This is a genomic window from Streptosporangium sp. NPDC000396 (assembly GCF_042898655.1).
Classification (GTDB): Bacteria; Actinomycetota; Actinomycetes; order Streptosporangiales; family Streptosporangiaceae; genus Streptosporangium.
Genome location: NZ_JBIAZA010000030.1, coordinates 70080 through 82158, shown reverse-complemented (window position 1 = coordinate 82158; position 12079 = coordinate 70080). Strand labels below are relative to the sequence as shown.

At 69.4% G+C, this 12079-nt stretch carries 12 protein-coding genes; 5 read left to right on the top strand and 7 right to left on the bottom strand.

Annotated features, from left to right (window positions below; translation table 11 throughout):
* Position 1 precedes the first annotated feature (1 nt).
* From cydB to ACFY2X_RS36525, 3 genes are all read left to right on the top strand, one after another.
* A complete protein-coding gene (gene cydB / locus ACFY2X_RS36535) occupies positions 2-943 on the top strand; it encodes a cytochrome d ubiquinol oxidase subunit II (protein WP_389947643.1) in 942 nt (313 codons plus the stop codon).
* 164 nt (positions 944-1107) lie between these two features.
* On the top strand, positions 1108-2382 hold the full coding sequence (locus ACFY2X_RS36530) for an MFS transporter (protein WP_389947642.1): 1275 nt from the start codon (positions 1108-1110) through the stop codon (positions 2380-2382).
* Positions 2383-2444: 62 nt separating this feature from the next.
* Positions 2445-2567, top strand: a complete 123-nt coding sequence (locus ACFY2X_RS36525) for a hypothetical protein (protein WP_389947641.1) — start codon at positions 2445-2447, stop codon at positions 2565-2567.
* Positions 2568-2602: 35 nt separating this feature from the next.
* Here ACFY2X_RS36525 and cutA read toward each other — a convergent pair whose 3' ends face one another.
* The 4 genes from cutA to ACFY2X_RS36505 all read right to left on the bottom strand — a co-directional run bounded on the left by cutA (position 2603) and on the right by ACFY2X_RS36505 (position 7930).
* On the bottom strand, positions 2603-4990 hold the full coding sequence (cutA, locus tag ACFY2X_RS36520) for an aerobic carbon-monoxide dehydrogenase large subunit (RefSeq protein WP_389947640.1): 2388 nt from the start codon (positions 4988-4990) through the stop codon (positions 2603-2605).
* A 132-nt stretch (positions 4991-5122) separates the two neighbouring features.
* Complete coding sequence (locus tag ACFY2X_RS36515; protein ID WP_389947639.1) at positions 5123-5602, bottom strand: (2Fe-2S)-binding protein; 480 nt, start codon at positions 5600-5602, stop codon at positions 5123-5125.
* Positions 5603-5642: 40 nt separating this feature from the next.
* On the bottom strand, positions 5643-6512 hold the full coding sequence (locus tag ACFY2X_RS36510; protein WP_389947638.1) for an FAD binding domain-containing protein: 870 nt from the start codon (positions 6510-6512) through the stop codon (positions 5643-5645).
* Entirely contained in the window at positions 6512-7930 is a 1419-nt protein-coding gene (locus ACFY2X_RS36505; RefSeq protein ID WP_389947637.1) for a uracil-xanthine permease family protein, read from the bottom strand. Before ACFY2X_RS36505 ends, ACFY2X_RS36510 begins: the two co-directional genes overlap by 1 nt.
* 344 nt (positions 7931-8274) lie before the next feature.
* On the opposite strand from ACFY2X_RS36505, the gene ACFY2X_RS36500 reads away from it, so the two are divergent.
* Complete coding sequence (locus ACFY2X_RS36500; RefSeq protein WP_389947636.1) at positions 8275-8505, top strand: hypothetical protein; 231 nt, start codon at positions 8275-8277, stop codon at positions 8503-8505.
* 2 nt (positions 8506-8507) lie between these two features.
* Here ACFY2X_RS36500 and ACFY2X_RS36495 read toward each other — a convergent pair whose 3' ends face one another.
* Positions 8508-9077 (bottom strand): GNAT family N-acetyltransferase, encoded by a 570-nt coding sequence (locus ACFY2X_RS36495; protein ID WP_389947635.1) that lies wholly within the window; start codon positions 9075-9077, stop codon positions 8508-8510.
* A 522-nt stretch (positions 9078-9599) separates the two neighbouring features.
* On the opposite strand from ACFY2X_RS36495, the gene ACFY2X_RS36490 reads away from it, so the two are divergent.
* Positions 9600-10136, top strand: a complete 537-nt coding sequence (locus ACFY2X_RS36490) for a GNAT family N-acetyltransferase (protein WP_389947674.1) — start codon at positions 9600-9602, stop codon at positions 10134-10136.
* Between the two features lie 52 nt (positions 10137-10188).
* On the opposite strand, the gene ACFY2X_RS36485 is transcribed toward ACFY2X_RS36490, so the two are convergent.
* Positions 10189-10407: an RNA-binding S4 domain-containing protein gene (locus ACFY2X_RS36485; RefSeq protein WP_389947634.1), complete on the bottom strand. Its 219-nt coding sequence runs from the start codon at positions 10405-10407 to the stop codon at positions 10189-10191.
* A 10-nt stretch (positions 10408-10417) separates the two neighbouring features.
* On the bottom strand, positions 10418-11980 hold the full coding sequence (locus ACFY2X_RS36480) for a PucR family transcriptional regulator (protein WP_389947633.1): 1563 nt from the start codon (positions 11978-11980) through the stop codon (positions 10418-10420).
* Positions 11981-12079 lie beyond the last annotated feature (99 nt).

Here is a 12079-nt window from a genome sequence, read left to right as displayed (position 1 = left end):
GATGGAACTGACCACCTTCTGGTTCGCGGTCATCGCGTTCCTGTGGACCGGCTACTTCGTCCTGGAGGGCTTCGACTTCGGCGTGGGCCTGCTGGTTCCGGTGCTGGCCAGGAACGAGGCCGAGCGCAAGCAGGTCATCGGCACGATCGGCCCCGTCTGGGACGGCAACGAGGTCTGGCTGATCACCGCGGTCGGCGCGATGTTCGCCGCGTTCCCCGCCTGGTACGCCGGGCTGCTCAGCGAGTTCTACCTGCCGATCGTGCTGATCCTCGTCGGGCTGATCGTGCGCGGCATCGGCCTGGAGTGGCGGGGCAAGGTCCATCACTCCTCCGACCGCGCCTGGTGCGACCTTGGCATCCTGGTCGGCAGCGCGCTCTCGGCCTTCCTCTGGGGTGCCGTCTTCGCCGACCTGCTGCACAACAGCGCGACGGCCGCGCTGCTCGGCGGGGCGTTCTCGCTCTCGCTGTGCGTGCTGCACGGCGCGGTCTTCGTCGCGCTCAAGACGTCCGGCCCGGTACGCGCCCGGGCGCGCCGTACCGCGATGGCCACCTCCACGGTCGCACTGCCCGCCGCCGTGGTGGCGCTGTCCAACATCCCCTCGTCCGGTACGGCCGTCGCCGAGTGGGGCACGACCCCCTGGCTGTGGGCGTGCGCGCTGACCTCGGTGGCCGCCCTGGCCGCCGGGATCGCGCTGACCTGGCGCGGCCGGGACGGCTGGGCGTTCGCCGCCACCGCCTCGTCCATCGCCCTGGCCGGCGCCGCCCTGTTCGGCGCCTTCTGGCCGGCCCCGCTCCCCGGCCTCACCGTCGCCGAGGCCGCCTCCGGCCCCTACACGCTGGGCATGCTGACCTGGATCGGCCTGATCGCGCTGCCGTTCGTGCTCGGCTACCAGGCGTGGTCCTACTGGGTGTTCCGCAAGCGCCTGGTCGCCGAGGTCTCCTGAGCCGTTCCGGACACCCGGCTCTCCCTCCGCCCCTCCTCGTCAACCAGGCCCACCGGCCCGCCGCTCGGCTCCCGCCGAAGCGGCGGGCCGGTCGCTTTTCTCTCGCCGCATGCCATACGGGAACCAAGTTGCACTCCCAGGCGAAACTCTGAAAGATCCGTTTCATGAAATCCGCCAGCCTGTTCCGGCATCGAAACTTCATGCTCTTGTTCGGCGCCGACACGATCAGCCAGATCGGCACCCAGGTCAGCCTGCTGGCTCTGCCACTGGTCGCCGTGCTCGCGCTCAAGGCGAGCGCGTTCGAGACCGGGCTGCTGGTCGCGGCGGAGACGGCGGCGTTCCTGCTGGTGGGACTACCCGCGGGAGTGTGGGTGGACCGGATGCGCAGGCGGCGGATCCTGATCACCGCGGACCTGGTCCGGGGCGCGCTGCTGGCGTCGGTGCCGATCGCCTGGTGGCTCGGCGGGCTGACCCTTCCCCAGCTGTACGGCGTGGCGCTCGGCACGGGCCTGGCCACGGTCTTCTTCGACATCGCCTACCAGAGCTACCTGCCCAGCCTCGTCGGCAGGGACCGGCTCGTGGACGGCAACGCCAAGCTGGAGATCGTCCGGACCGCGGCGCAGGTCGCCGGGCCGGGTGCGGGCGGCGGGCTGATCCAGCTGCTAACCGCGCCGGTCGCGGTGCTGGTGGACGCGATCAGCTTTCTCGGCTCGGCGCTGTTCCTGTGGCGGATCGACGCCACCGAGCGGGTGCCGGACCGCACCGAGCGCCGGGGACTGCTGAAGGAGATCGGCGAGGGCCTGCGGTTCGTGGCCACGCACCGGATCCTGCGCATGATCGCCGCCTGTACCGCCACGGCGAACTTCTCCAACGGCATGCTGCTCGCCATTGAGATGATCTTCCTTACCCGGACGATCGGCCTCTCCCCCGGCGCCGTCGGCCTGCTGTTCTCGATGGCGGCCGTCGGAGGGCTGGTCGGCGCGGCGGCCGTGGGCCCGGTCAGCAACCGGATCGGCTCGGCCCGGACCATCTGGCTGTCCGTCCTGGTGACCGGGCCGTTCATGCTCCTGGTGCCGCTCTCCGGGCCCGGCTGGGGAATGTCGCTGTTCGCGATCGGCATGTTCGTGAACTCGGTCGGCGTGGTCCTCTACAACGTCAGCCAGGTCAGCTTCCGCCAGGGCGTCACCCCCGAGCACATGCTCGGCCGGATGAACGCCACCATGCGCTTCCTCGTGTGGGGCACGCTCCCCCTCGGCGGCCTGGCGGGAGGAGCGCTGGGCGAGGCCTTCGGACCCCGCGCCACCCTGTGGATCGTCGCCGCGCTGGCCGTGCTGGCCGTGGTGCCGCTGCTCCTCTCGCCCCTGCGCACGATGCGCGACCTCCCCCCGGCCACCCCGGAAGCCCCGGCGGACACGGAAAGAGCTCAATCAAACACCTAGAGCGACGAGACTGCTCTTCAATGAGTCGAAGAGCTGGGAGCGCCGCCGAAGGAGCATGACCGATGACCGCATTCCACCGATGGGACGACGTCAAGCACGAGATCTTCGACGAAGAGGACATCGCCGCCATCGACGAGGGGGCCTTCGAGATGATCGCGGCCGAGGCCGGCATCTTTACAATGTAGATTAATTTTTCGGCCGAGTTCGGAATCCCTCCACGTCACGGCTGACCGCGGCGCAGGTCGAACAGCTCCGAGGGCGAGATCGGCATCTTGTCGATGGCGATCCCCTCGGCGTCCTCGATGGCGGAGGCGATCACCGCCGACACCGGGATGACCCCCGCCTCCCCCGCGCCCTTGATGCCCAGCGGGTTCAACGGGGACGGCGTCTGCAAGTGCGCGGTCTCCACTCTCGGGACCTCCGTCGCGTAGGGCATCAGGAAGTCCATGAACGAGGCGTTCAGCAACTGGCCGTGATCGTCGTAGACCATCCGCTCGTACAGCGCGCCGCCGACGCCCTGGGCGACGCCGCCGTGGATCTGCCCCTCGACGATCATCGGGTTGATCAGGTTGCCGCAGTCGTGGACGACGGCGTACCGCAGGACGCGGATCTCGGCCGTGAGCGGATCGGTCTCGACGATCGCCGCGTGCATGCCGGAGGCGAAGGTCGAGCGGATGGGCGAGTAGTAGTCGCGCCCCTCAAGCCCCGGCTCCTCCCCCTCCTCCACCGGAGGCTTGTCGAAGGACGACGTCCCGGCGAACTGGGTCGCCCGCGCCGTCTCCTCGTCGAAGGCGTAGCGCAGCGGGTTGGACAGCACCGCCACGGTCGCCAGCGGGATGGACGCGCCGGGCGCGCCCACCACCCTCACCTCCCCGTCGACGATCTCCAGGTCGCCGGGGTCGGCCTCCAACGCGTCGGCCGCGATCCGCAGGGCCTTCTCGCGAACCTTCCGGCATGCCAGCGCGACCGCGTTGCCGCTCATCACCGCGGCCCGCGAGGCGAACGTCCCGACCGCGTAGCCGAACCTGCGGGTGTCGCCGGTGACCACCGAGACCCGCTCCAGCGGCACGCCGAGCTCGGTCGCGGCGATCTGGGCGAACGCGGTCTGGTGACCCTGTCCCTGGGAGGTGAGCCCGGTCGAGACGTGCACCCGGCCGTCGGAGGTGATCTGGACGTGGCCTCCCTCATAGGGGCCGACGCCGGTGCCCTCGACGTAACAGCCGATGCCCAGCCCGATCCTGCGCCCCTCGGCCGCGGCCTGGGCCTTCAGCGCGGGGAAAGAGTCCCAGCCGATGAGTTCCTTGAGCATCCGCAGCGACTCGGGATAGTCGCCGCTGTCGTAGATCAGCGGGCGGCCGTCCTGGAAGATCAGGCCCTGGTCGTAGGGGAACTCGTCGGGCTGGATGAAGTTGGCCGCGCGCACCGCCGTACGGTCCGCCCCCAGATATCCGGCGATGTGGTCCATCGTCCGCTCCATGCAGAAGACGGCCTGCGGGCGGCCCGCCCCCCGGTACGGCGTGACCTGCACGGTGTTGGTGTAGATCGAGGAGAACTCGACCCGGTAGGAGCCGATCTTGTAGGGACCGAGAAGCTGGGTGGAGGTGATGATCGGCACGATGATCCCGTACGGCGTGTAGGCGCCGTGGTCGTGCAGGATGCTCACCTCAAGGCCGAGCACCCGGCCGTCGTCGTCGAAGCCGACCCGCACGAACTGCACCTGAGCCCGCTCGTGCGCGGAGGAGATGAAGTGCTCACGCCGGTCCTCGGTCCACTTGACCTCGCGGCCGAGCAGGATGGCAGCCCACGGGACCAGAACCTCCTCCGGCCACGGGTGCACGATCTTCACCCCGAACCCGCCGCCCACGTCAGGCGCGATCACCTCGACCTTGGGCAGCGGCAGGTCGAGCTTGGCCGCGATCGCCATGCGGACGCTGGTGGAGGTCTGGGTGCTGGTGTAGACGCGCAGGGACTGATCGTCGGCGTCCCATCGGGCGTAGACACCGCGCCCCTCAAGCGGCATGGAGGCGCTGCGCTCGATGTCGAGGCGGAACGCGAGCGCGTGCGGTGCTGCCTCGATCGCCTCCCTCGGGCTGAGCCCGGCCGCCGAAGGCACCTCCTGCACCAGGTGGGCGCCGACGTTTCCCGGCACGTCGGCGTGGACGAGGTGCGCGGACTGCGCTGCCTCCTCCAGCCCGACCACCGGCTTGAGGATCTCGTAATCCACCTGGATGAGCGCGCAGACGTCCTCCGCGAGATAACGGTCACGGGCGACGACCATCACGACGGGCTCGCCGACATGTCTGACGACGTCGCGGGCGAGCGGGTGGGCGGTGCGGCCGTGGGTCAACGCCGGATGCGGGATGAGCAGCGGCAACGGCTCGGCGAGCCGCGCGGGCAGGTCCTCCCAGGTGTAGACCGCCACCAGCCCGTCCACGTCGATCGCGGCCGACACGTCGATGTCGCGGATCCGGGCGTGGGCGTGCGGGGACCGGACGAACGCCACCGCCAGCGCGTCCTCACCGAGGTCGTCCAGATAACGCCCCTGCCCGGTGAGCAGCCGGGGGTCCTCCCGGCGCTGCACCGGCTCCCCGAACAGCTTCGTCGTCATGCTCTCCCCGCCTGGCGGCTCGCCGGGACACGGCGGCATGCCGTGCCGTACCTGATGGCTCGGTCGTTCATGCGATCTCCTCGCCCAAGACTTCGGCGGCATCCGCGAACGCCGCTGTGCCCATCGGCTCGCTCACGTCTCCTCCGCGAGGATCTCGGCCGCGCGGTGGACGGACTTGACGATGTTCTGATACCCCGTGCACCGGCACAGGTTTCCGGAGATGCCCTCCAGCACCTCCTCATCGGTCGGTGCGGGGGTCTCCCGTAGCAGGGCGGTGATCGTGCACAGGAAGCCCGGGGTGCAGAACCCGCACTGCAGGCCGTGGCACTCGGCGAAGGCCCGCTGCACCGGCGACATCGTGCCGTCCGGGGCGGCGAGCCCCTCCACCGTGGTGATGTCGTGCCCGTCCACGGTGACCGCGAACGTCAGGCACGACCGGACCGGCTGCCCGTCCAGCAGCACCGTGCAGCACCCGCAGACCCCGTGCTCGCAGCCGACGTGCGTGCCGGTCAGGCCGAGATCGTGCCTCAGGCAGTCCGACAGCAGGCGCCGCCCGGGCACCTCGACATGCCGGACCACCCCGTTCACGGTCAGCGTGATCGCAATGTTCATCGTCGGCTCACCGCTGTTCATCGTCGGCCCACCGTTCCTTTCACGCATCGGCGGCCTGCCTCGCCGCGTCCCGCAGGGCCTGCTCGGCGAGCACCCCGGTCAGGTGACGCCGGTAGTCGGCCGTCGCGTGGATGTCCGCCTCCGGTTCGATCCGATCCCGTACGGCCTGCGCCGCCGCCGCCCAGTCCGCCGAAGCCGGCGGACGGTGCCCGCAGGCCTCGGTGACGTCCACGAGCAGCGGGACGGGACCCACGCTGACGCACGCCACCCTGGCGGTGGTGATCCGCAGGTCGTCGTCCAGGCGGACCAGCGCCGCGATCCCGGCCAGGGCGTAGTCGCCGTGCCGCCTGGCCACCTCGCGGAACGCCGTACCCGAGTGCGGGCCGAGCGTGGGGAAGACCGCGGAGACGGCCAGCTCGCCCGGTTCGATCGCGGACTCCAGGGGCCCGGTGAAGAAGTCGGAGGCGGGAACGTCACGGGTGGCGCCACGTCGTGCCAGCCGTACCGAGCCGCCGAGCAGGGCGAGCACCGCGGGCAGTTCGGCGGCCGGGTCGGCGTGCACCAGGCTGCCGACCACGGTGCCCCGGTTGCGGATCACCGGGTGGGCGACCAGCCGGAGCGCCTGGCGCAGCAGCGGCTGGGCGGCGGCGGCTTCCTCGGAACGCTCTACCTGGGCGTGCCTGGCCAGCGCGCCGACCCGGACACCGCCCGGTTCCACGTCGATGGTGGCCAGCCCGGTGAGCCGGTTGATGTCGACGAGGTGCCCGGGCGCCGCCAGCCGCATGTTCAGCATCGGGATCAGGCTCTGGCCGCCCGCGAGCACCTTGCCGTGCTCCCCGGTCTCGGCGAGGGTCTCGATCGCCTCGTCGAGGGACCGGGGAGCGTGGTAGTCGAAAGGAGGGGGCTTCATCAGGGGGTCTCTCGTTCGAATCCGATCTCTCCGCCGGAGACCTCGTCGCCCCTCCGCCGGGATATCGCCCGTAGCACGTGATAGCCGACCAGGAGCACGATCGTCCCGAGCGCGATGCCCTCCAGCGTGAAGTCGGAACTGATCATCTGCTTGACCGGGCCGATGGCGAGGATGATGCCCGCCCCGACCGGGACCATGTTGACCGGGTCGGAGAAGTCCACGCGGTTCTCGATCCAGATCTTCGCGCCGAGCAGGCCGATCATTCCGTAGAGGATGACCGTGATGCCGCCCAGCACGCCGCCGGGGGTCGCCGCGACCAGCGCGCCGAACTTGGGGCAGAAACCGAACAGGATCGCGATGATCGCGGCGATGTAGTAGGCGGCCGTCGAATAAACCCTCGTGGCGGCCATGACACCGATGTTCTCGGCGTAGGTGGTGGTGGGCGAGCCGCCCACGGCGCTGGCCACCATGGTGCCGACGCCGTCACCTATGATCGCCCGGCCCATGTAGGGGTCCACGTCGACGCCGGTCATCTCACCGACCGCCTTGACGTGCCCGATGTTCTCCGCCACCAGCGCGATGACCGCGGGAAGCACCAGCGCGACCGCTCCGATCTTGAAGCTCGGGCCGTGGAAGTCCGGTATCCCGATCCAGGGAGCATCGGCGATGCCGCCGAAGTTCACCCGGCTGTGGGAGAAGGCGGTGGCCACACAGTAGGGCCCTTCACCGGTGCAGGCCGCCCCGGCGGCGTCGCGCAGGTTCTGGCCGGGCAGCACCGAGGTGACCGGGCCTGCCACCCTGTCCAGTCCCCACGACAACAGGAAGCCGAACACGAGTCCGAGCAGGATGGCGATCCGGCCGATGAAGCCCCTGAACAGGACGATGATCAGGAATGTGGCGGTCATGGTGATCAGCGCCACCCAACTGTCCTGGGGCCAGTAGACGTCCGCGACCACGAAGGCCAGGCCGAAGCCGATCAGCATGACCACCGCGCCGGTCACCACGGGCGGGAAGATCCTGTGGATGATCTGCACGCCCAGATAGTGGATGGCGAGACCCACCAGGGCCAGGACGAGTCCCGCCACCAGGATCGAACCGGTGACCGTGGCGTCGTCGCCTCCGGCCGCGCGGATGGCGAAGACGCCGCCCACGAACGAGGCGCTGGTGCCGAGATAGCTGGGGATCCTCCCGCTCACGATGAGCAGGAAGATGATCGTCGCGACACCCGACATCATCACCGCGACATTGGGGTTGAGCCCCATGACCAGCGGGAATACGAACGTCGCGCCGAACATCGCGATGACGTGCTGTGCCCCGAAACCGACCATCCGCGGCCAGGACAGCCTCTCGTCCGGTCTGACGATCTCTCCGGGCGCCAGGGTCTTGCCGTCGCCGTGTTTGGTCCAACTTGCAACCATCAAGCCCACCTTTCACCGGGCCGTCGGTCGGTGGCCACCCCCGCGGGCATCCCTCCGGCGATCCCCATGCTGTCGTTGCGGGCACATTAGGCCTGCGATCACACCCGGACACGGGCATGATCTGCCAAACCTGATCCGCCGACCAGTAGTCGGCTTACGCACGCCCTCACCGCGCGCCTGTGAGCGCGGCAGACATGAGCCTGCCCACAAAACGGCCGCCCGCAACTACTTCCAGGATCACTCCGTCTCCGCGCTTCGCAGCGGCCACCCCAGGTCGGACCCTCCGGCATACCCGTTCGGTCATGTCGCGGTGGCGTGCCGATAAGACGCGCTAGAACCACGGCATGACGACAGTCAAGGTCACGACGGATCTGCGTGATCGCCTCGCCGGCACAGCCGATGAGTACGGCGGCGCCACCCTGGCGGACACCGTGCGGCGCCTGGTCGACGAGCACGAGGAGCGGACGGCACTCGCCGCCTATGAGCGACTCCGCGCCGACCTGGCCGAATGGGCCTCATATGTCGACGAATCCCGCCGCAGCGACAACGGCACAGCCCGCCAGATGATTACCTGAGGTCACGAGGTGACGGGCTTGTAGACGAAGCCGGTCAATGGTGAGAGGACCTTCCAGCCAAGCGCTTCATAGAGTGCTCGGCCCTGGATGGTCGCGCCCAGAATGCCTGCGGACACCCCGTTTTCAATGGCCGCGTTGGTGAGTGTGCCCATCACCACCGTCCCGAGGCCGAGGCGCTGGTGAGCCGGTTCGGTGATGATCTGGTCGAAGACGCAGGCGGTATCGGTCCGACCGGTCTGGCCACGCGCGGCGAGTTCCCCGTCGACGGTCAGGATGCGCACATAGGTGACGCCGTCGGCGGTCTCGACGGTGGCGGTGTACCCATCCGGCGCATGCACGCGCGACGGGCACAGGTCGACGGCCATCAGGAAGCAGGGCATGGTCGGCTCCCATTCGGATGAGAACCAGGGTTCCATGTCGCCCGGTGGAAGAAACGCCTTGATGCACGTGGTGGGCTCGCTGATCGTCCCGATGAGGCTCCGGGCGATCCCGGCGTCGGTGTCGAGCAGGACGTGACGGACCGTTTGGGTCGGCTGTCCGATCTCGATCCTCAGTCCCCAAGGCACGTCCACCGGCCTGGGTGTCCGTCGGGAGACGGCCCATCCTTCGGCCCACAACCGTGCAGTGTCCACCATTCAGCCACCCCGAGACCCGCCTGCCGACATGAGGCGAGGGAGTCCATGGTCGGTGTGTGAAGACTGACGTGGACTCCCTCGCTACCGCACTGTACGTGAAGCCCGATGACCTACTGAAGGCTTCGCCACACTTGGCACCGTGGCGGCCGAGGGTCGGGATCACACCCCGGCTGTCAGATGCCGGGTCGGTCCCCGTGGCGGCGATGCAGGCGCTGCTCGGGTTCGTCTCCGAGGCCCGATGGCTGCGGTATGCAGGCTCCCACCTTCTGTGTGGCGCTGGTGCGCGGCCCGTGCCGATGGGCTGGTCACCACGTCTCGCTCCGGATCTGGAGAACGCCTGCCCGGGGTGTGCCGCGCTTGGGGACTCTCCCGGCTTCCTCCGATTCGATGAGTGTGGGGTTCAGGGTGAAATTTCCCGGACGTGGCCGGTGAGGGGCTACGGTGGCTTTCGTGTTTGAGATGCGCCCTGCGACCGCTGACGACATCGGCCCTATCGCCGAACTGATCCGGACGCGTGCTGTCTGGATGCGGGAACGCGGCATCGAAGGGTGGGACGGCTGGCACGAGAACGCCGACATGCTCGCCGGGCAGGCAGCCATCTCCGATATCCCGGTGTGGGCGCTGGTGCATACCGCGACTTCGACCGTGGCGGGGGTGACGAGTGTCTTTGCGGACACGCCGTCCCTTGGCTGGCCGGATGAAGCCGAACGCGCCGAATCTGCTCTGTTCTTGGCCACGACCGTGACCGACCCCGTCCACGCTCACCACAAGCCGGGCAGTTTGATCGCCTGGTGGGCGCTGCATCAGGCCGCGCTCCAGGGCCGGTCGTGGGTGAGGCGCGGCACCGGTCCGTTTCCCGGCCTCGTCGCCTACTACGAGACGCAAGGCTGGCACGTGGTGCGGACCTTCCAGCAGGGCGGCGCAACCGGATACGCCCTGGCTCGCCGAGCCGAGCTGCAACCCCATCTTCCGGCCTTGGGCATGCGCCTCAACTGAACGCGCGGATCATCGGCCGGGGAGTGTGAGGGGCCGGAAGGCCTGTGGCGCGCTATCGGGCGGCGATCACCCGGATCTCGAAACCGTCGCCGGTGACGACCTGGCCGGCGCGGATCTTGCAGGTCTTGCGGAGCTCGACCTCGCCGTCGACCATGACGTTGCCCTCGGCGATGAAGTGTTTGGCCTGGCCGCCGGTGTCGGTGACGGCGCAGTACTTCAGCAGGTCGCAGAGCGGGATGTAGTCGGTTTCCAGCTCGAAGGTCTCGTTCACGCCCCAGAGTCTAGATGCCGCGCATCCGCAGGACGTGCAGTGCCAGGGTGAGGTTCAGGCGCAGATGGGCGTCCTCGGTGAAGTTGCCGAGCATTCGTTCCAGCTTGCCGATGCGGTAGCGCAACGTGTTGTAGTGGAAGTGCAGTCTCCGGGCCGTCTCGGCGACGTTGAGGTTGGTCTCCAGCAGCACCTGCAGGGTCCGGCGCAGATCGGCGTTCTCGGCGTCGTCGTCGGAGGCGAGCTGGCCGAGGGTCTCCCGGACGAAGGCGTGCAGCTCGGCGGTGTCGTTGACCAGGGAGAGCAGGCGGTAGACGCCGAGCTGGTCGAAGTGGGCGACCGCGCCGGGGCCGTGGAGCTGGCGGCCGACCCTGGAGGCCTTCAGGGCCTGGCCGTACGCCTCGGGCAGGGCCTCGACCCCGGCGGCGGTACGGCTGGCACCGGTGGAGAAGGTGGCGGGCAGGCATTCGGCGAAGGCCGTGGCGGCGTCCTTGGCCAGGCGGCCGGTGTCGACGGCCGCGTCCACGAGGGCGACGACCTCGTTGGAGAAGCCCGCCACCGCGCCACGCGTGTCATGGCGGCGCATCGCGGCGGTCCAGCAGGTGACCAGGCGGTCCTGGGCGGCGCGCTCGTCGCATTCGGGATCGAGCTCGGCCACCAGCACGGTGAGCCGGCGTTGCAGGTCCCAGCCGAAGGCCCTGGCCCGTGAGGCGACCCGTTCGGAGCCTCCGGCCCTGCCGGTCAGCACGTCGCGCAGGAAGTCGGCGCGGTATTTGCTCTCGACCGCGTTGACCGCTTCCTGCCGGGTCACCACGAGCGCGGCGACCGTAGCGGCACGTTCCAATATGCCGACATCGCTGTCGGCGATCGAGCCGACGGGGCCGCAGGCGACGATCCGGCCGTGGTGGTGGCCGCCCGCGACGACGGGGACCGAGGTGTGGCGGCCCTCGGGGGCGCCGCGCAGCGCGGCCACGTACTCGGCGGGCCCCGCCGCCGCCAGCGTCTGGCCGGTCCCGTCGAGCACGGCCACGGCCACGTCGAGCAGTCCGGCGACCTCCGCCGCCACCTCGCTCAGCCCGCCCCCGGCGAGCACGACCTGGACCAGCGCCCGGTGCGCCTCTTCGGCGCGGGCCAGCATGGCCGCCTGCCGGTTGAGGATGTCGGTGAGAACCTGGTTGAGGATGTCGTCGAAGCCGACGTTGTCGGGAAGCTGGATCAGCGGGAAGCCCAGGCGGTCGGCCTGCTTCACCATCTCGTCGGGCAGCCGGTCGAGGTAGCGGCCGAGTTTGATGGCCAGCGCGGCCAGGCCGCGCTCGTCCAGGTCGACCACCAGCCGGTCGAGCGACTGGGGGGTGTTGCGCAGTGGATAGCCGGTGGTGAGCAGCAGCTCGTGCGGTTTCACCCAGGCCAGGACGTCTGGAACCTCCATCACGTTGAGCCGTTGCACGATCCGTCCCAGGCCTCGCTCTCCCGCGATGAGCCGGGCTCCGGCCAGCGTCGAGACACCGAGGACCTCGCCGACGGAGACGCCGTGAATGATCGTGCCTGTGCTCGCCAGGCGCACGGGAGGTTCCATGTAGCGATTGTGACTGATTGAACCGTCTGTCAGGAAGAACCAACCTTTGCGCTGACTGTTGGCATCTTTCTCCGTACGGACCGGATCCACGGCCGTTCT